The following is an 18,673-nucleotide window of genomic DNA, read 5'->3' as shown; positions in this document are numbered from 1 at the left end:
CAGTCGGCCCCCCACCCCAGGAGGGTGCTGGCACCACCATGCCTCGGGTGGTGGCGCCATGGTTCCGAGCACTCCGTGAACCGTACGTTTCCTGAGGTCGGAGCGGATTCGAGACCGGAGACACCATGCCCCAGGCCACCCTTGCCGCAGCGGAATCGTCACCTGACGGCGCCCGAAGCCCCGGAAGCGACTTCGCGCCGCTGCTGCGTGACGTCAGGGCACAAGGACTCCTCGAACGGCGCACGGGCTGGTACGCCGTCGGCATCACCGTCAATCTGCTCGCCCTGGCGGCCGTGATCACCGGCATCGTCCTCCTGGGCAACACCTGGTGGGTGCTGCCGCTCGCCCTGCCCCTGGCGCTCCTCTGGGCCCGTACCGCCTTCGTGGGACACGACGCGGGGCACGCCCAGATAACCGGCAACCGCAAGGTGGGCCGCGTGATCGGCCTTCTCCACGGCAACCTGCTGCTCGGCATGAACGACGCGTGGTGGAACGACAAGCACGTACGCCACCACGCCAACCCCAACCACATCGACAAGGACCCCGACGTCGGCGTGGGCGCCCTGGTGTGGACCCAGAAGCAGGCCGCCCAGCGCGAGGGCTTCGCCCGCTGGCTCACCCGCAACCAGGCCAGGCTGTTCTTCCCGATGCTGCTCCTCGAAGGCATCGCCCTCAAGGTCTCCGGCTTCCAGTACCTGAAGCACCAGCCCCCGCGCGAGCGCGCCCTGTCCGGCCTCCTGCTCACCGCGCACCTCGGCCTCTACGCCGGCCTGCTCCTCGCCGTCATGTCCCCGGGGAAGGCGGTCGTCTTCGCGCTCCTGCACCACGCGCTGTTCGGACTCCACCTCGGCATGGCCTTCGCCCCGAACCACAAGGGCATGGAGATGCCCGACCCCGACGGGGACCGCTGGGACCACCTGCGGCGCCAGGTCCTCACCTCGCGCAACGTACGCGGAGCCGCCCTCACCGACTGGTTCCTCGGCGGCCTCAACTACCAGATCGAGCACCACCTCTTCCCGAGCATGCCCCGCCCGCACCTGCGCCTGGCCCAGCCCCTGGTCAAGGCCCACTGCCAGGCCGTCGGCCTGCCGTATACGGAGACCGGCCTCGCCGAGTCGTACCGGCAGGCGCTCACCCATATGCACGAGGTCGGTGCGCCGCTGCGGTGACCGGGCGCTGCCCGTACGAGGGAGCGGGAACCAGGAACCGATGAGGGCGCACGGACGTTCTCATCATCAGAGGCGGCCACGGGTCGCGGAGGAGGTACGGACGATGTCGAACAGCGCCAAGGTTGCCATCGGGGGAGTCGTCGTCGCGGTCGTCCTGATGCCGTTCATCGGGTTCTGGCTGTCCCTGCTCGTGCTCGTCGGAGTCCCCACGCTCGCGTATCTCGCCCTGGACCCCGGCCAGCGCCGACGGCTCCGTAGGATCACACGCAAGGAGATCGGCCGCTGAGGGCCGGACGCTGAGAGGGGTATCCGCCGTGAGTGGCACCGTGACCGCCGTCAGCAGGAACGAGACCTACAGCTTCACCAAGCCGAACCGTGACAGCGTCACCCTGCTCGCCGGCCTCGGCGTGGAGGGCGATGTGCACGCGGGGGTCACGGTCAAGCACCGCTCCCGGGTCGCGCAGGACCCCACCCAGCCGAATCTGCGCCAGGTGCACCTCATCCAGGAGGAGCTGTTCGAGGAGGTCCGCGTGCTGGGCTTCGAGGTGAAGCCCGGCGACCTCGGCGAGAACATTACGACCCGGGGCATCGATCTGCTGGCCCTGCCGGTCGGCACCCTGCTGCGTCTCGGTGACGAGGCCGTCGTCGAGGTGACCGGGCTGCGCAATCCGTGCATGCAGATCGACAACTTCCGCAGCGGCCTCCTCAAGCAGGTCGTCGGACGGGACGAGGCGGGCAACATCGTCCGCAAGGCCGGCATCATGAGCGTCGTCACGGTCGGCGGCGAGGTCGGGCCCGGAGACCGGGTGAGGATCGAGCTCCCCGCCGAACCGCACCGGCCGCTCGAACGCGTCTGATTCCGCCGGTGGTGGTCCCGCCCGCGGTCAGGACGGGCGTACGGCCATGGCGTCCAGGGCCTTGAGGAGACCGGGCAGTTCCGGCCCGCGCCTGACCGGCAGGATCTCGCCCGGGACCTCGTCCAGGAGCAGGAAGGCGATGTCGTCGGTCCTGGCCACCATCGACCAGCCGGGGCCGTCGGCCCGGATCATCCGGGCGTCCCCGGGCGCGAAGGAGGACCGGATGCGGCCCGGCGGCGGCGGATCCTCCAGATAGCCGCGCGCCTCGGCCAGCGCCAGCCGGATACCGGGGTGCGGGCCGGCGGTCTGCGGCCGTGGTGCGTCGTCCGTGGCGGAGTCGTCGTCGGCGTCGTCGTCCATCTGGTCGCGCCAGTCGGCCCACTGCGAGGCGATGGCGTCCGCGCCCATGCGGCGCTGGGCCGGCCCCCACACATCGGTGTCGGGAGGCGACAGGGGGGACCGCTCCTCCCCGTCCGCCTCCGGACCGGGTTCCGGGTCGTGCGGGGCCGGTACCCCCGGCGCGGCGACGGCCACGGCGAGCGGCCAGCCGGGGAGCGCGCCGACCACCGAGCCGTCGTCCGGCGACAGTTCGTACTCCATGCCGCAGTCCCACGACGCGATGGCCACCGCCACCAGGGACACGTCGTCCACGACGACGGTCCACCGGGCGCCGTCCGAGTCCTGGCCCAGGACCAGCCCGTACCCCTCGGCGTACGGTTCGAGGCCCAGTGCCTCGCAGGCCGCCGGATAGTCGTCGCCGAGCACACCGGGGAACTGCGCGGGCGTCAGCAGGACCGCGGTCAGCACATACAGCGCGTCGTCGTCGGCGACTGCCTCGTCCGTCCCGGTCACTGCGTTCTCCTCGTCCGTCATCGTTTCCGTCGGCGCACCCTAACCAGTGGGTAACCCCGCCGTCGAGGCCCTGACGAGCACGGATGTCCCGGAGAGCGGCCCCGGCTCAGGCCCCGGCTCAGGCTTCGGACAGGCCGAGCAGTTCCCGTGCCACGACCTGCGGCGATTCGTTCCGTTCCCGGGCCAGCGCGATCACCGCCCGGCAGGCCAGCTCGCTGACGCCGAAGGAGAGCTGCTCCGGCGACACCCAGCCGCTCGCCTCGTCCATCCGCTCCTCGTCGTCCTCGGCCGACGCCGCGACGAACACGGCCGCCGCCTCGAAGAGGTTGTGCTGCCTGCGCCCGGCCGCGGCGGGTGCTGTCGCCGGGCGGGCGGCCCTGCGGCCCGTGGCCACGGCTTTGCGCAGGACACCGAATATCGCGGTCATGGGAAACCCCGCCTTCCGTCAACACGTCAACACGTCAACGCGCGTGCGTCGCGCGTACTCACCGTCTTGCCCCCGGACGTAGGCTGGGACACTCGACCTGGACAAGGGGGACGGTGCGGTGAAGCGTTACGACCGGCTGAAGGAGATCCAACGCCTCGATCCGGAACGGGACTTCCTGGAGATCTACCGGATCACCGTCACCTACGAGTTCCCCTGGGACATCACCCGCGCCCTCGAACTCGCCCTCTACCGCACCTATGCGGTCCCCAGCATCGGCCGTCTCCTGTCCGAGACAGCGGAACTGACGGACCGTACGCAGAAACGGTACGACGACACCGCACTCCTCCTGGACACCGTCGTCGAGCACGGCTTCGACAGCGATCCGGGGCGCACCGCCCTCCGCCGGATCAACCGGATGCACGGTGCCTACGACATCAGCAACGACGACATGCGCTACGTCCTGTGCACCTTCGTCGTCACGCCGAAGCGGTGGCTCGACGCGTACGGCTGGCGCCAGCTCTGCGACCACGAACTGCGCGCGTTCGCCGCGTACTACAGGACGCTCGGCGCCCGCATGGGGATCAAGGACCTGCCGCAGACGTACGAGGACTTCGAGCGCACCCTGGACACCTATGAGGACGCGCACTTCGGCTGGGACCGGGGCGCGCGCTCGGTCTCCGACGCCACGCTGGACCTGATGGCCTCCTGGTATCCCCGCCCTCTCGCACCGCTCGTACGCGGCGCGAGCCTCGCGCTCCTGGACGACTCGCTGCTGCGCGCCTTCCGCTACGAGCGCCCGGCGCCCCTGGCGCGGAGCCTCACCCGGGGCGCGCTGCGGCTGCGCGCACGCGCCGTACGCCTGCTGCCGCCGCGCACCACACCGCACTACGCCCGGCAGAATCCCGAGATCAAGGGCTATCCGAACGGATACGAGGTGGCGGCCCTGGGAACGTTCCCCGCCCCCGGGGTGCGCGGCTGCCCGGTCCGCGATCTCGCGCCCTAAGCGCCCGGGCCGGTGCGGCGCAGTTGGGCCAGTTCCTCGTTCATCGCCTGCAGGAAGCGGATCACGACACGCAGCTCGTCGTCGGCGAACTGCCTGCGCGCCGCTTCCGTGCCCGCCGCCAGCGGCCTGAAGAAGTCACGGGCGACATGTTTCGCGGCGGCCGCGTAGTGAAGATGCACCACACGCCGGTCGCCGCTGTCCCGTACCCGGCGGATGTGCCCCGCGCGTTCCAGCCGGTCCAGACACGCCGTCACCGCCCCCGAGGTGAGGTTCAGCTGTTCACGCAGGCGCCCCGGTGTCATGGCGTGGTCGCCCTCGCCCCGGTCCGCGTCGAGGATGGCGACGAGGGCCTGCATGTCCGTCGGGTGCAGGCCCTGGGCCTGGGCGAATTCATGTGCGATGCGGTTGAACTCGCCGTTCATACGGCGCAGCAGCACAGCGAACGACTGGAGGCTCGTGGGCCCGTCGTCCGTGCCTCTGTCCGGGCTCTCGTCTGTGGTGCGCATGCCTCTACAGTAATATCTCTTGATCATTGAGATAATGAATGACCGAGAGACTTCGGGTCATGTGTGTCATGTGTCGATCCCTGAGGAAGCAATGAAGCCCCCACCGAGGCACCGCATCGTCCGCTGGCTCCTCCCCGTAGCGCTGCTCGTCGTCTGGCTCGGAATCGGCGGGGCACTCGGCCCGTACGCCGGAAAGCTCGGCGAGGTGGCGACCAACGACCGGGCGGCGTTCCTGCCGCGCAGCGCCGAGTCCACCCAGGTCGCGGACGAGCAGAAGGCGTTCCAGCGGTCCGGGACCGTGCCGGCGATCGTCGTCTGGACCGGCGACGACGGAGGACTCCCGGACGGCGCCCGCGCGTCCGCCACCCGTGCGCTGGCCTCCTTGTCCGGGAAGCCCGGAGTGGTCGGCACACCGTCGCCCGCGCTGCCGTCCGAGGACGGCGAGGCCCTGTCGGGCGTCGTACAGCTGCGCTCCGACCTCGGCGACGAACTCCCGGACACCCTGGACCGGGTGCGCGAGGCCGCCGGTTCGGTGGCGGGCACGAGCGCCGAGATCGCCGGCCCCGCGGCCACCCAGGCCGACCTCAAGGACGCGTTCGCCGGGATCGACGGGCTTCTGCTGGGGGTGGCGCTCGCCGCCGTCCTCGTGATCCTGCTGCTGGTCTACCGCAGTGTGCTGCTGCCCTTCCTGATCATCATCAGCGCCGTCTTCGCCCTCGCGCTGGCCTGCGCCATTGTCTACGTCCTCGCGGACAACGACGTCGTCCTCGTGGACGGCCAGGTCCAGGGCATCCTGTCGATCCTGGTGATCGGGGCGGCCACCGACTACGCGCTCCTGCTGACCGCGCGTTTCCGCGAGGAGCTGGCGGCCCACGGCGACCGTACGACAGCCGCCCGCGCGGCCCTCCGCCGCTCCTTCGGCGCCATCGTCGCGAGCGCCGCCACCGTGGCGCTGGGGCTGCTCGCGCTGCTGCTCAGCGACCTGACGAACAACCGGGCCCTGGGGCCGGTCGGCGCGATCGGCATCGTCTGCGCGGTGCTGAGCACGATGACCTTCCTGCCCGCCGTGCTGGTGCTGTGCGGACGGGCGGCTTACTGGCCGGCCAAGCCGCGCCCCGTGGACGAGGCGGCCGGCGGGCACGGGATCTGGCGCCGGGTCGCCGCACGCGTCGACGGGGCCCCGCGCAAGGTGTGGCTCTCCTGCGCGGTCCTCCTGGTCGCCTGTGCCGCGTTCGCCCCCACCCTGAAGTCGCACGGCGTCCCGCTGGACGAGATCTTCGTGAACGACGCCCCCTCCGTCTCCGCCCAGGCCACCCTGAGCAAGCACTTCCCGGGCGGCTCGGGGAATCCGGCCGTCGTGATCGCCGACGCCGACAGCGCCGACAAGGTGACCGCCGCCGCCGAGGCGACACCCGGGGTGGCCTCCGCCGCGCCCGTCACGGCGTCGGGCCGGCCCGGCAGGGGCAAGCCGCTCGTGGTCGACGGCCGCGTGCGCGTCGACGTCACCCTGAAGAACGCGGCGGACAGCGAAGCGGCGACGGAGACCGTCAAGCGGCTGCGTACCGCTGTGCACGCCGTACCCGGGGCGGACGCGCTCGTCGGCGGCTACACGGCACAGCAGTACGACACCCAGCGCACGGCCGAGCGTGACCGGGACATCATCGTTCCGGTGGTGCTCGTCATCATCCTGCTGATTCTCATGGGCCTGCTGCGGTCGGTCCTGGTGCCGGTGCTGCTGGTGGCCACCGTGGGCCTCAACTTCCTGGCGACGCTCGGGGTCTCGGCCCTGGTCTTCAAGCACGCCTTCGGTTTCAGCGGTACGGACGCCTCGGTGCCGCTGTACGGATTCGTCTTCCTGGTGGCCCTCGGCGTCGACTACAACATCTTCCTGATGTCGCGGGTGCGCGAGGAGGCGCTGGCGCACGGAGCGCGTCAGGGCATGCTGCGCGGCCTGGTGAGCACCGGAGGCGTCATCACATCGGCGGGCGTGGTGCTGGCGGCCACCTTTGCCGCGCTGATCGTGATCCCGCTCGCCTTCCTCGCGCAGATCGCGTTCATCGTGGCGTTCGGCGTCCTGCTGGACACGCTGGTGGTGCGCTCGCTGCTGGCGCCCGCGCTGGTCGTGGACATCGGGCCCAGGGCGTGGTGGCCGAGCGCCATCAGCCGTACCGCGCGGGAAGGGGAGCCGTCGCACTCCGGGTGACGGCGGCCCGGACGGAGCCGGCCCGGCCACCGCTGAGGCGGAGCCGGGCCGGTGGGGCGGTCACCTCAGACGTTCACGCCGAAGTCCTTCGCGATACCCGCCAGGCCGGAGGCGCAACCCTGGCCGACCGCGCGGAACTTCCACTCGCCGCCGTGCCGGTACAGCTCGCCGAACACCATCGCGGTCTCCGTCGAAGCGTCCTCGCTGAGGTCGTACCGGGCGAGCTCCACCCCGTTGGCCTGGTTCACGACGCGGATGAACGCGTTGCGCACCTGGCCGAAACTCTGCCCCCGGCTCTGCGCGTCATGGATGGAGACCGGGAAGACTATCTTCGCGACGTCGGCGGGGACCGCCGACAGGTTCACGTTGATGGACTCGTCGTCGCCGTCGCCCTCACCCGTCAGGTTGTCCCCGGTGTGCTGGACGGAACCGTCCGGGCTGTTGAGGTTGTTGTAGAAGACGAAGTGCAGGTCGGAGACCACCTTTCCGTGATCCGCGCACAGCAGCGCACTGGCGTCGAGGTCGTAGTCGGCCCCCGTCGTCGTGCGTACGTCCCAGCCCAGGCCGACCGTCACCGCGGTCAGGCCGGGCGCCTCCTTCGACAAGGAGACGTTGCCGCCCTTGGCCAGGGTCACACCCATGAACTTCCTCCAATGATCCAGTGGTTCACCGACCGCGGCCCGTACGTTCCAACCGGCCGCGGTCCGGCCGTCGCCCGGAACGGACGGCGGCTGTCCCTCACTCTTCAGGAAACGCGAGGATTTGCCCAGGGCGCGGATGGCGTCCGACACGATTCATCGCGGGGCGCGCGGGGAACACGCCCTGCGCCCCACCGGATTCCGGTGTCTTCCGGTCAATGTTTCCCGCGGCCCTGTGGGGAGAGGGGATCGGACTGACGATGGTCAGGTCCGGGGGCGCACGGAGCCACCGCACGTCACGACCAGAAAAACGCACAACTGCACGACCGTACGGGCGCCGCCGGGAGGCGGACCCGCGCGGCAGCCGTACGAACGGGGTGGCCCATGGCAAGCAGGAACAGAGCGACAGGGGCGGGGAGGAGGGGGAGCCGGCTGCGGCGGACAGCCGTGTCCGCGCTGTCCTTCCTCGTCCTGCTGGTCGCCGGGATCGGCTGGGGATATCTGAAACTCACCGGCAGCATCGACACGTTCAGCGCCGACGGCGTCTCCGGCGACCGGCCGCCAGGCTCCTCCGGCGGGCAGAACGTCCTCGTCATCGGATCGGACACCCGCTCGGGCAAGAACAAGGGGCTGGGCGGAGCCACCGGTGAGGTCGGCCGCTCGGACACCGTGCTCCTGCTGCATGTTTACGCCGATCGTAAACATGCGGTGGCCGTATCGGTTCCCCGTGACGCCATGGTCGACATCCCGGCCTGCCGCAAGCCCGACGGCAGTTGGACCGCCCCGCGCCACCACAGCCAGTTCAACGGGGCGTTCTCGGTGGGGGAGACCGTCGAGGGCAACCCGGCCTGCACCCAGAACACCGTCGAGCAGTTGACCGGACTGCGCGTCGACCACACCGTCGTCATCGACTTCGCGGGGTTCTCCGCGCTGACCTCCGCCGTCGGCGGAGTGCCCGTGTGCCTGCCGAACGACATCTATCAGCGCGACCTGAATCCCAAGCGCACGACCCGGGGCACCCTGGTCTTCGAGAAGGGCGCGCAGACGGTCTCCGGCCAACGCGCCCTCGACTACGTACGGCTGCGGCACGGCATCGGCGACGGCTCCGACATAGGCCGGATCAAGAGGCAGCAGGCGTTCATCGCCTCCCTGGTCAAGAAGATCAAGTCACGCGGCATGAACCCCACGACCCTTCTGCCGCTGGCCGACGCCGCCACCGACGCGATGACCGTCGACCCCGGGCTCGGCTCGGCCGACAAGCTGCTCGCCTTCGCCCTCTCGATGAAGAACATCGACCTGCACAACACCAAGTTCGTGACCGTTCCCTGGCGGTACGAGGGCGAGCGCGTCGCCGTCGTGGAGCCGGACGCCGACGCGCTGTGGGCCGCGCTGAAGGCCGACCGCCCCCTCGACGCCAAGGCGGGCGCCACCGCGTCCCCCAAGGCTTCGCGGTCTCCCGTATCGGGCGCGGGCATCCAGGTCTCCGTCTACAACGGCACGACGGTGCCCGGGCTCGCGGCCAAGGCGGCCGGGCTCCTGCGCGCGCAGGGCTTCACCGTCACCAATACGGCCACCGCCCAGGACCAGACCCGCTCCGCGACCGTCGTCGCGTACGGCCCCGGGCTGCGGGACGAGGCCCGCACCACGGCGGGGCTCTTCCCCGGCGCACGGATCACCGAGTCCGCCGACGCGGGAAGCGGCATCCAGGTCACCGTCGGCCAGGACTACGCGGACGGGCCGTCCGCCGCGCCCGACGCCGCGTCCGCCACGCCGGAGGTGCCGGCCGCGATCGCCGACGAGGCCCGGTCGGCGGACGACGACCCCTGCGAGAACCTCTCCTACGGCTGAGCGGAGGTGGCCGCTTCCCGCCCTGTGCGGGGAGCGGGGTGCTTGCCCCTGCGTGACCCGTGCGCAAGGCTTGCCACGAGCGAGGCACGGGGAACGCGTGAACGGGGAGGAAACAGAATGGCGATGGACAGGGGACTGGACTGGCTCCTGGACGATCTCACCCAGCGGGTCGCGCACATACGGCACGCCCTGGTGTTGTCGAACGACGGTCTGGTGACCGGTGCGAGCACCGGGCTCGCCCGTGAGGACGCCGAGCACCTGGCGGCCGTCTCGTCGGGGCTGCACAGCCTGGCCCGCGGCTCGGGCCGGCACTTCCGTGCCGGAAAGGCCCGGCAGACCATGGTGGAGTTCGACGAGGCGCTGCTCTTCGTGACGGCGGCGGGGGAAGGCAGTTGCCTGTGCGTGCTGAGTGAGGCGGAGTCGGACGTCGGTCAGGTGGCGTACGAGATGACGCTTCTGGTCAACCGGGTGGGACAGCACCTCGGCGTGGACTCACGTCAGGACGGGACCGGGGGAGTCAACCGGCTCTGACGCGCCTGATGTGCTCCGGCCGCCGCCGGGTCCGTGGAGTTATCCACAGGCTCGGCGGCGGTTGACTTTCCCGGCCTACTCTGGTTGCAGTGAGTAATCGAGAGTCGCGGGGGAGTGACGTCATGACAACGACGAATCAGCTGAACAGCGGGGTGTATGGGGCCGATTCACGCCCTACGGAGATGCCGGGGCCGGAGACCGTGCGTGACGAAACGGGCTGCACCTTCGGCGCGGCCCGCGCCGCTTCGGATCTCGGCCTCAAGCGCAACGAGTTCGAACTCGCCGTCTACCTGGGGGCGGTCCGGGTGCGGAGCGGACCGGACGGCCGGCCCAGGATCGACCACGAGGAGATCGCGCGCCTGCGGGCCCAGGACGGATTCCCCGGCGCTCTGCGCGAACGGGTGCGCACGGTAGGGACCGCCGAGGGGGCCCGACTGCTCGGGATCAGCCCGGCGCGGTTCACCCGGCTCGCCCGGGCCGGATGCCTCACACCCGTCGCCTTCTACCTCAACCGGTACCGGGCGGTGGTGTGGGTCTATCTCGCCCAGGAACTCGAAGCGCTGGCTTCCCGGTCGCCGGAGCTGTTGGTGGGCAACAGCCCGCCCTGGATGCGCGGCCGGCTGGACGCGGGGGCCGACTGGCGGCCGCGCAACTGGCGCTCCCGGCGGATCGAGCGCCTGCTCGCCCTCACCGACGACCCATGGGTGCGCGCGGCGATCGTCGCCCAGGGCCTGGATCCGGTCCAGTTGGCGGAGGTGGTGGACGACCCCTACGAGCGAGCCCACTTCACCAGGATCAGGCCGGAGGCGGTGTTCGGGCGACGAGGATCGGTGGCCGGCCGCGAGGCGATGGCGCGGCTGATGACCGCCGACGAGCCGGACGAGATCCTGTGGCGCCGTATCAGCCTGATCACGGAGCTGGACGCCGCCCGGGAGGCGCGGCCGGCGCCGCGACCGGGGGATGCGGTGGACGAGGCGCTTTCCGGTCCGCCTGTCTCGGTGCGGCCGCGTGAGCAGGGCGTGGCGGCGCTGCCCGCCGATCCTGCAGGGCCCGGACCGGGGCCCGTCGAACCCGGACCCGAGGCTTCCGGACCGGTGCCCGCGCTCGTCGGGCACGCCCGCCCCGAAGGCCCGCTGAGGCTGCTGGCCCGGCTGCGGGGGCGCGCGGCCCGGGGGTTGGGGCTCCGTCGACCCCGGCACGGCGGGCTGCCACGCGCGGTGCGGCCCGGCGGGGGTGGAGCGGGGCGCTCCGGATAACGGCTGGTGATCGCGGGTCCGGCCAGGCATCCTGAGCGGCATGTTGATCAGGGAAGCCACCCCGAGGACTGGCCCGCCATCTGGCCGTTCTTCCATGAAATCGTCGCCGCCGGCGAGACCTTCACCTACCCCCTCGACCTCCAGGAGGCGGACGCCGCCGACTGGTGGCTCCTGAAGCCACCCAACCGGACCGTGGTCGCGCTCGCCGACGACGGCACCGTCCTCGGCACGGCGAAGATGAACAAGAACCACATGGGCAACGGATCGCACATCGCCAGCGCCAGCTACATGGTCGACCCCCGGCACTCCGGGCGCGGTGTCGGACGCGCCCTGTGCGAGTACAGCATCGACTGGGCACGCACGGCCGGATACCGGGCCATGCAGTTCAACGCGGTGGTGGAGACCAACACCCACGCGGTGAAGCTGTACCGCTCGCTGGGCTTCGACATCCTGGGCACCCTGCCCGAGGGGTTCGACCACCCGGTCGAGGGCTTCGTGGGGCTGCACATCATGCACCGGCGGCTCTGAGGACAGGACGGGGCGCCGGGGACGAGCGGGCAGCGCCGGCCCGTGTCCGGCATGTCCCAACCGGCGATGGTGTGGGGGTGGTTGTGACGCGGATACGGCTGTGGGGCGGGTGCACACGGTGGGGAAGGGGGCAGTACTGTGCGCTGCACCGCCCATACGGGCGCGAAACATCTGCGGAGGAAATATCCATGACCATACCCAGGAGATCGTGGCGCGCAGCGGGAACTCTCGTCGCCGCCGCGGTGGTCGGCCTCTCCGGCGCGGTCCTCACCGCCGGTCCGGCCGCAGCTCACACCCCCACCTGGGACGTGACCTGTGACGAAGTGAGCCTGCACCTCACCCAGTACAACCCCGGTGTCACCAACGAGGTGACCGTCACCGTCGACGGCAACGCGCTGCTGCCGACGGAGAAGTTCGGCAAGGACTTCGAGAAGAAGCTCACGCTGCCGGAGCACGACCAGCCGCTGACGGTCTACCTGGTCGTCAAGGCCGGGGACGGCGACCAGTACTCGAAGGAAGACACCAAGCAGGCGCCGGTGTGCGAGGGCACCCCGCCGTCGAAGCCGACGCCGAGCCCGTCCGAGACGAAGCCGTCCGAGACACCCACCACGGCGTCCCCCAGCCCCACCGTCAAGCCGAGCGAGTCCGCTCCGTCGTCGTCCGCGCCCGCCGTGGCGACGCCGAGCCCCAGCTCGCCGGACCTGGCCGAGACCGGCTCCTCGTCCGCCACCCCGATCATCGGTGGCGCGGCGGTGGCCGTGCTGCTGGCCGGCGGCGGCATCATGTGGTCGGTGCGCAAGCGTCGCACCGCACAGCACTGACGTAGACCGCGCCGCCCGGACGCGTACAGCGAAGGGGCGGCGGGGCCGAGGGGCGTACCGTCACGCGCGACGTGGCGGTGCGCCCCTCACCGTTGTCCGCCCCCGCCTCGCGGGCCGCCCGAGGCGTGCCGGTGCACGGGGGGTGTGGTGGGAGGCGCGCTCGGACCGATCTCGCACCAGACCGCCTTGCCCTCACCCCGGGGCTCGATGCCCCAGCGCGTGGAGACGGCGTCGAGCAGCAGCAGCCCCCGGCCCGAGGTCGCGGTCTCGCCCGGTGACCGGCGGCGGGGCCATGCGCTGGAGCGGTCCTGCACCGAGAGCCGCACCCGGCGGACCGGCTCGGGCAGCACCTCCAGGGTCAGGACGGCCCCGCCCTCCGTGTGGAGCAGCACGTTCACCAGCAGCTCCCCGGTCACCAGCTCGGCGTCGTCGGCCAGTTCCGCCATGTCCCAGTCGGTCAGGGCCTGGCGCACGATGGTCCGCGCCTCGGACAGCCCTTCCGGGTCGGCCTGGTGGATGTACTGGTGGAGCCTCGGTGCCTTGGGCGACCCCGGGTCCGGGCTGCGGCGCAGCACCAGCAGGGCGACGTCGTCGCCGGAGCCCCACCGCTCCCACAGCCGGTCCGACAGATGGTCGGCCAGCGCCTCCGCACCCGCCGGCCCCGCGCTGACCTCGGTGATCAGGGTGCGCACCCCCGCGTCGATGTCGGCGCCCGGCTCCTCCACCAGCCCGTCGGTGTACAGGACCAGCGTCTCGCCCGGCACCAGGTCGAGCCGGGTCTCCGGATACTCCTCGTCGCCGAAGTCGGTCGAGATGCCCAGCGGCATGCCGCCACGCACCCGGGGGCTGCCGACCCGGCCGTCCATGTGCCGGATCAGCGGCCCGAAATGACCGGCCCGCACCACCCGCACGGTCCCGGTCGCCAGATCGACCTGAGCGTAGGCGCACGTCGCGAACCGGTCCGTGTCCAGCTCGGCGAGGAACCGCGAGGCACGGGCCAGCACCGTGGAGGGCGGATGCCCCTCGGCGGCGTACGCGCGCAACGCGATCCGGAGCTGCCCCATGATCGCGGCCGCGTGCGTGTCGTGTCCTTGGACATCGCCCACCACGATCCCGAACCGCCCCTTGGGCAGGGCGATCACGTCGTACCAGTCACCGCCGACCTGGCGGCCGCTCCACGCCGCGTGATAGCGGACCGCGATCTCGCCGCCCTCGACGTCGTGGATGCGGCGCGGCAGCATCGCGGATTGCAGCCCGGTCGCGAACTCGCGCTCCTCGTCGAACAGCTTGGCCCGCTGGAGGGACTGGGCCACGATCGCGGCGAGGCCGAGGCACAGATTGCGCTCGTCGGCCGTGAACGCGGTGCGCTGCCGGTAGAAGAGGGCCAGTCCGCCGAGCGTCCTCGCCTGGGCGACGAGCGGCAGATACGCCGCGGCCTGGAATCTCAGCCGGCCCACATGCGGCTCCAGCACCGGATAGCGCCGCGTCAGCGCCGCCAGCGAGCCGACGAAGCGCGGGCGCCCGCTGAGCACGGTGTCGGCCAGCGGATACGTCGGGTCGAGCCGACCCGAGCCCAGGTCGTCCAGGACCTCCAGGGACTCACCGCTCAGCGCGATGACGTTCAGCGCCGCGTTGTCCAGCAGCCCGAGCGCCAGCCCGTCCGCTCCCAGCCGCGCCAGCCCGCCGGGACCGGTCAGAGCGGCCGTCACATCGTCCACCGTCACCGCGCGCGACAAGGCACTCGTCGTACGTTCAACTATGTCGGTCTGCCGGCGTCGCCGTTTCTCCAGCTCCAGCACGAAGTCCGAATGGGTGACCTCGGCCGTCGCGTCCCGCACCAGACCGATGACCCGGAGCGCCTTCCCGTCCCCGCCGCGCAGGATGCGCCCCTGGACATGCGTCCACTGATCCCTGCCGTCCGCGAGCGGAATCCGGAAGTGGACGCTGTACGAGCTGCCCGCGCCGTTCAGCGCCTCCTCCGTCGCCACACCCAGACGGTCGCGCTCCTCCGGTTCCAGCAGCTCCGCCAGGGACTCCGGGCGCGCGTCGAACGCGGCAGGGTCCAGACCGAAGACCAGCAGGCCCGCCTCGTCCATATCCAGGGTCCAGGCATCGAGGTCCCAGTCGAAGCTGCCCGTCCGGTTCATGGCGAGCCGCTCCGCCGTGCCGGTCTCGCCGACCGGCGTCCTGCCCTCCGGCCGGCCGGGCGGGCCGGGAACGACCGGGGGCCGGTTCTGATCGGTCATTCCAGCTCCGAGGATCGTCCGGCGGGTCCGCCGTACGGCGTGCCTCAATTGTCCGGCGGGTCCGGCGCGCCTGCCACAGCGGAACCACCCCGCACCGCCCGCCCCACCGGGGCCCGCGCACAATGGCAGCGGAAGATCGTCCCCCGACCGGCGGACGGCACGGCACCCGGGCTGAGCGGAGCGCGCGCATGAACCACGAGGACCCCGTCCTGCTGCACACCGAAGGACGCGTCCGACACCTCACGCTCAACCGGCCCCGCGCCCTGAACGCGCTCGACCACGCCATGGTGCGGCTCATGGCCGACGCGCTCGACGCGGCCGGGAGCGACGAGGCCGTCGTCGCCGTGCTGCTCACCGGCGCGGGGGAGCGCGGCCTGTGCGCCGGCGGCGACATCCGTGCCGTCCGCGACGACGCCCTGGCCGGGGGCACCGCCTCGCTGGACTTCTGGCGGGACGAGTACCTGCTCAACGCACGGATCGCCCGCTTCCCCAAGCCGTACGTCGCCCTCATGGACGGCATCGTGATGGGCGGCGGCGTCGGGGTCTCCGCACACGGCTCCGTCCGGATCGTCACGGAGCGCTCCCGCATCGCCATGCCGGAGACCGGGATCGGCTTCGTCCCGGACGTCGGCGGAACGTATCTGCTGGGGGCCGCACCCGGCGAACTCGGTACGCATCTCGCGCTTACCGGCGAGGCGGTCGGGGCGGCCGACGCGCTGCTCTGCGGGCTCGCCGACCACTTCGTGCCCGCCGAAGGGCTCGCCGCCCTCGTCGCCGCGCTCGCCGAGTGCACGACCCCCGAGGCCGTCACCGCGACCGTCGAGGACCACGCCCGCCCCGCCCCCGGCGGCGAGCTGGCCGCCCACCGCGCCTGGATCGACTCCTGCTACGCGGCGGACACGGTCGAGGAGATCCTGGACCGCCTCGCCGGCCACGGGGACCCGGCCGCCGAACGCGCCGCGGCGACCATCCTGGCCAAGGCGCCCACCTCGCTCAAGGTGACGCTCGAAGCCGTGCGCCGGGCGCGCCGCCTCGGCGGGCTGGAAGCGGTCCTCGACCAGGAGTACCGCGTCTCGACCGCCGCCTTCGCCGGGCCCGACCTGGTGGAGGGCGTCCGCGCCCAGATCGTGGACAAGGACCGCGACCCCCGCTGGCACCCCGCCGAGCTCGCCCAGGTCACCGCCGAGGACGTGGCCCGCCACTTCGCGCCCCTCGGCGACCGCGAACTCGGCCTCGCACCGCTCCCCGTGAGCGGCTGAGGCACGACCGGCGGGACCGCCCCGGCGCTCTCCTCAGTGGCCGCTGCCCGTCAGACTCGGCCGGAGCGAGCCGACCAGTTCGAAGAACCGCGTCTCGTTGCCCGCGAACCCGGCTCGCCGGAGCGCCCCGTCGGCCTCCTCCATCGGTGACGTGAGCAACGGCAGGTACACCGGGGCGTCTTCCGGGTCGGAGAGGGCGGCCCGGGTGGCCTCCAGTAAACGGACATACGCCTGCGCTGCCGCGAGTTCGTCCTTGCGCATCTCAGCATCTCCAGGTCAGAGGTGTCGGACTCCACCAGCATCCCCCATGGGTCTGACAACGGCGGCCGGCGAGCGGCACGGCACGGCGACTATCGGCCGTCCGGCCGACCCGCCGGCGGCTCGACCTCCAGGAACCGGCGACCGCGCGGCCCCCGGTACAGCAGCGCGGTCCACCCCAACTCCCGTAGCGCCCCCACGCACCGGGGCAGCTCGCTCTCCTCCTCGTACGCCGCCCCGCTTCCGGCCGGCCCCAGCCACTCCACTCGCACCGTGCCCGGCGCCGCCCCCTCCGTCACCCGATAACCCTTCCCCGTGCGCTCCCCTGACGGGCCGACGGCCGAGGGGGGCAGCCCCGCAGCCTCCAGGGCCAGGGCCACGGCCCGTACCGGACGGTGCAGTTCCCACGGCGCGGGCACCGACTCCGGGTCGGACCTGCCGCTGTTCGCCAGCCGCCTGATCTGCACCAACCCGGCCCACGCCGACCGCACCGAAGCGGCGCGCGCCGCCGCGTCCCCGGGTGCCGGCGGGCCGTCCCCGGTCGCCGGTTCGAACCCGCTCTCCTCCTCGCCGCCCATCCGCGACGCCCTCCGTCCCGTCCCCGTACAGCACTGCTGCCAGTGTGCGCCGCCCCACCGACAACGGCCGACCGACGCGAAGCCGATAGGCTCCGGTGCTGCTCGTCAACATCGCGCTCCGAAGGATCCACCCCTGTGCCCGACACCGACCGGCCCTCCGGCACCGAACGACGGGGCGGCGACGGCCGTGACGCCCTGCGCGCCGACTGCGGCAGCTGCTTCGCCCTGTGCTGCGTCGCGCTGACGCTCACCCGCTCCGCCGACTTCGCCGTCAACAAGGCGGCGGGCACACCCTGCCGGAACCTTCAGGAAGATTTCCGCTGCGGCATCCACTCCCGGCTGCGCACCGAGGGGTTCCCCGGCTGCACCGTCTACGACTGCTTCGGGGCCGGTCAGAAGGTGTCGGTGGAGATCTTCGGCGGCCGGGACTGGCGCGCCGCACCGGAGACCGCGCAGCGGATGTTCGAGGTCTTCCCGGTCGTCCGGCAACTCCACGAACTGCTCTGGTACCTGACGGAGGCGGCCACCCTGGCCCCCGCCCGCTCCCTGCGCGGCGAGATCCGGCGCACCCTCGAAGCGACCGAAGCCCTGACCCGCCTCGACGCCGCCGCCCTGGCCGAGCTCGATGTGGCCGCCCACCGGGGCGAGGTCGCCGTGCTCCTCGGACGCGTGAGCGAACTCGTGCGCGCCACGGCCCCGGGCCGCAAGAAGCGCAGCCACCGGGGCGGCGACCTCATGGGCGCCCGGCTCGGGAAGGCGGACCTGCGGGGCGCCGATCTGCGCGGCGCCTACCTCATCGCGGCGGACCTCGGCGGCGCCGACCTGCGCCTCGCGGACCTCATCGGCGCGGACTTCCGGGACGCGGACCTGTCCGGCGCCGACCTCACCGGGGCGCTGTTCCTGACCCAGGCGCAGGTCAACGCGGCCCGGGGGAGCGGCACCACCCGGCTCCCGGCGTCGCTCGGCCGCCCCGCGCACTGGACGGCGTGATCCGTCAGGCGTCCGGGGACGAGGACTCCAGCGCCGCCTTGAGGCGTTCGAGCGTGGTGCGGATGTTCCGGCGCTGGAACACGGCGAAGGTGTGCCCCCGCGTGGCCACCCGGTCGAAGGCATTCGCCACGACGTCCGGCCAGGCGCGGCGGTCGTCCGTCCAGATCTCCGTGACCCGGGTGCCGCCCTCCACCGCCTCGAAGCGGTACTCCCATGTGGCGATCGGCCCGCGCAGCAACGGCCGCCGCGCACCGATCGCATGGACCCGGAACGCGAACCGCCGCCCCGGATCGGCCGCCGTCACCGTGCACCGTGTCGTCCAGCTCACCGGCCCCCGCTTGTTGCGGCCGTCGAAGACCATGCCGACGTACGCCTCCCGGCGCTCACCGCGCACCCGCGCGCCCAGGTTCTCCGGGCTCCAGCGGCCCATCGCCGTGGGATCGCTCAGCCGGGCGTACACCTCCAGCGGTCCGGTGTGCACGACGATGCTGTCCGACACGGACATGGTGCGGGGCATGGAGCACTTCCGTTCCGCGGCCGGCGGCGGTCACCAGCGGGCGTCGGACCGGCCGCACGGCCGACGGGCTCCCGCCCCCACACCTTACTGACCGGTCACATAGGATTCGGAGGCGGGGAGTGACGCATCCGGCAGCCGGGAAGAGAACGCCCCGCGGCCGTGGTTCGTTGCACAGACGTCGCATCC

Annotated in this window: 19 protein-coding genes and 1 pseudogene; 12 read left to right on the top strand and 8 right to left on the bottom strand. The window is 72.0% G+C overall.

Going from position 1 to position 18,673, the window contains the following annotated elements:
* The first annotated feature begins 125 nt into the window (after positions 1-125).
* The 3 genes from NEH16_RS01330 to NEH16_RS01320 all read left to right on the top strand — a co-directional run bounded on the left by NEH16_RS01330 (position 126) and on the right by NEH16_RS01320 (position 2,026).
* On the top strand, positions 126-1,169 hold the full coding sequence (locus NEH16_RS01330) for an acyl-CoA desaturase (RefSeq protein ID WP_265538545.1): 1,044 nt from the start codon (positions 126-128) through the stop codon (positions 1,167-1,169).
* Between the two features lie 103 nt (positions 1,170-1,272).
* Positions 1,273-1,455 carry a hypothetical protein gene (locus NEH16_RS01325; RefSeq protein ID WP_073967032.1) on the top strand — a complete coding sequence of 61 codons (183 nt, stop codon included), beginning with the start codon at positions 1,273-1,275 and terminating at the stop codon, positions 1,453-1,455.
* A gap of 28 nt (positions 1,456-1,483) precedes the next feature.
* Entirely contained in the window at positions 1,484-2,026 is a 543-nt protein-coding gene (locus NEH16_RS01320) for an MOSC domain-containing protein (RefSeq protein ID WP_265538544.1), read from the top strand.
* Between the two features lie 27 nt (positions 2,027-2,053).
* Here NEH16_RS01320 and NEH16_RS01315 read toward each other — a convergent pair whose 3' ends face one another.
* On the bottom strand, positions 2,054-2,878 hold the full coding sequence (locus NEH16_RS01315; protein WP_265538543.1) for a hypothetical protein: 825 nt from the start codon (positions 2,876-2,878) through the stop codon (positions 2,054-2,056).
* 118 nt (positions 2,879-2,996) lie between these two features.
* Positions 2,997-3,305, bottom strand: a complete 309-nt coding sequence (locus NEH16_RS01310) for a hypothetical protein (protein WP_265538542.1) — start codon at positions 3,303-3,305, stop codon at positions 2,997-2,999.
* A gap of 118 nt (positions 3,306-3,423) precedes the next feature.
* Between NEH16_RS01310 and NEH16_RS01305 the strand changes: the two genes are divergently transcribed.
* Positions 3,424-4,308: an oxygenase MpaB family protein gene (locus tag NEH16_RS01305; protein WP_265538541.1), complete on the top strand. Its 885-nt coding sequence runs from the start codon at positions 3,424-3,426 to the stop codon at positions 4,306-4,308.
* Here the strand turns inward: NEH16_RS01305 and NEH16_RS01300 are convergent.
* Positions 4,305-4,814, bottom strand: a complete 510-nt coding sequence (locus NEH16_RS01300) for a MarR family winged helix-turn-helix transcriptional regulator (RefSeq protein WP_073967028.1) — start codon at positions 4,812-4,814, stop codon at positions 4,305-4,307. The two genes, NEH16_RS01305 and NEH16_RS01300, sit on opposite strands and share 4 nt — an antisense overlap.
* 91 nt (positions 4,815-4,905) lie before the next feature.
* Here NEH16_RS01300 and NEH16_RS01295 point away from each other — a divergent pair, with 91 nt between their 5' ends.
* The gene (locus NEH16_RS01295; RefSeq protein WP_265538540.1) at positions 4,906-7,017 is read left to right on the top strand and encodes an MMPL family transporter; all 2,112 of its coding nucleotides are present in this window, start codon (positions 4,906-4,908) and stop codon (positions 7,015-7,017) included.
* Between the two features lie 65 nt (positions 7,018-7,082).
* On the opposite strand, the gene NEH16_RS01290 is transcribed toward NEH16_RS01295, so the two are convergent.
* Positions 7,083-7,658 (bottom strand): TerD family protein, encoded by a 576-nt coding sequence (locus tag NEH16_RS01290; protein WP_265538539.1) that lies wholly within the window; start codon positions 7,656-7,658, stop codon positions 7,083-7,085.
* Positions 7,659-8,102: 444 nt separating this feature from the next.
* Between NEH16_RS01290 and NEH16_RS01285 the strand changes: the two genes are divergently transcribed.
* The 5 genes and pseudogenes from NEH16_RS01285 to NEH16_RS01265 all read left to right on the top strand — a co-directional run bounded on the left by NEH16_RS01285 (position 8,103) and on the right by NEH16_RS01265 (position 12,639).
* Positions 8,103-9,503, top strand: a complete 1,401-nt coding sequence (locus NEH16_RS01285) for an LCP family protein (protein ID WP_308286031.1) — start codon at positions 8,103-8,105, stop codon at positions 9,501-9,503.
* A 117-nt stretch (positions 9,504-9,620) separates the two neighbouring features.
* Complete coding sequence (locus NEH16_RS01280) at positions 9,621-10,034, top strand: roadblock/LC7 domain-containing protein (protein WP_073967023.1); 414 nt, start codon at positions 9,621-9,623, stop codon at positions 10,032-10,034.
* A 122-nt stretch (positions 10,035-10,156) separates the two neighbouring features.
* Positions 10,157-11,290 (top strand): DUF6397 family protein, encoded by a 1,134-nt coding sequence (locus NEH16_RS01275; RefSeq protein ID WP_265538537.1) that lies wholly within the window; start codon positions 10,157-10,159, stop codon positions 11,288-11,290.
* A gap of 40 nt (positions 11,291-11,330) precedes the next feature.
* A pseudogene (locus NEH16_RS01270) lies at positions 11,331-11,818 on the top strand (N-acetyltransferase family protein).
* A 188-nt stretch (positions 11,819-12,006) separates the two neighbouring features.
* Positions 12,007-12,639 carry an LAETG motif-containing sortase-dependent surface protein gene (locus NEH16_RS01265; protein ID WP_265538536.1) on the top strand — a complete coding sequence of 211 codons (633 nt, stop codon included), beginning with the start codon at positions 12,007-12,009 and terminating at the stop codon, positions 12,637-12,639.
* Between the two features lie 86 nt (positions 12,640-12,725).
* On the opposite strand, the gene NEH16_RS01260 is transcribed toward NEH16_RS01265, so the two are convergent.
* The gene (locus NEH16_RS01260; RefSeq protein WP_265538535.1) at positions 12,726-14,885 is read right to left on the bottom strand and encodes a SpoIIE family protein phosphatase; all 2,160 of its coding nucleotides are present in this window, start codon (positions 14,883-14,885) and stop codon (positions 12,726-12,728) included.
* 188 nt (positions 14,886-15,073) lie between these two features.
* Here NEH16_RS01260 and NEH16_RS01255 point away from each other — a divergent pair, with 188 nt between their 5' ends.
* Positions 15,074-16,144 carry an enoyl-CoA hydratase/isomerase family protein gene (locus NEH16_RS01255; protein WP_265538534.1) on the top strand — a complete coding sequence of 357 codons (1,071 nt, stop codon included), beginning with the start codon at positions 15,074-15,076 and terminating at the stop codon, positions 16,142-16,144.
* A 33-nt stretch (positions 16,145-16,177) separates the two neighbouring features.
* On the opposite strand, the gene NEH16_RS01250 is transcribed toward NEH16_RS01255, so the two are convergent.
* Together NEH16_RS01250 and NEH16_RS01245 are read right to left on the bottom strand one after the other, a co-directional pair.
* The gene (locus NEH16_RS01250; protein ID WP_265538533.1) at positions 16,178-16,405 is read right to left on the bottom strand and encodes a hypothetical protein; all 228 of its coding nucleotides are present in this window, start codon (positions 16,403-16,405) and stop codon (positions 16,178-16,180) included.
* Between the two features lie 89 nt (positions 16,406-16,494).
* Positions 16,495-16,980: a hypothetical protein gene (locus NEH16_RS01245; RefSeq protein ID WP_265538532.1), complete on the bottom strand. Its 486-nt coding sequence runs from the start codon at positions 16,978-16,980 to the stop codon at positions 16,495-16,497.
* A gap of 135 nt (positions 16,981-17,115) precedes the next feature.
* Here NEH16_RS01245 and NEH16_RS01240 point away from each other — a divergent pair, with 135 nt between their 5' ends.
* Positions 17,116-17,970 (top strand): pentapeptide repeat-containing protein, encoded by an 855-nt coding sequence (locus NEH16_RS01240; protein WP_265538531.1) that lies wholly within the window; start codon positions 17,116-17,118, stop codon positions 17,968-17,970.
* 4 nt (positions 17,971-17,974) lie between these two features.
* Here NEH16_RS01240 and NEH16_RS01235 read toward each other — a convergent pair whose 3' ends face one another.
* Positions 17,975-18,487 carry an SRPBCC family protein gene (locus NEH16_RS01235; RefSeq protein WP_265538530.1) on the bottom strand — a complete coding sequence of 171 codons (513 nt, stop codon included), beginning with the start codon at positions 18,485-18,487 and terminating at the stop codon, positions 17,975-17,977.
* Positions 18,488-18,673 lie beyond the last annotated feature (186 nt).

The organism is Streptomyces drozdowiczii (assembly GCF_026167665.1).
GTDB lineage: Bacteria > Actinomycetota > Actinomycetes > Streptomycetales > Streptomycetaceae > Streptomyces > Streptomyces drozdowiczii_A.
The sequence above is the reverse complement of the archived record's forward strand: the minus strand, read 5'-3'. Positions and strand labels throughout refer to the sequence as shown.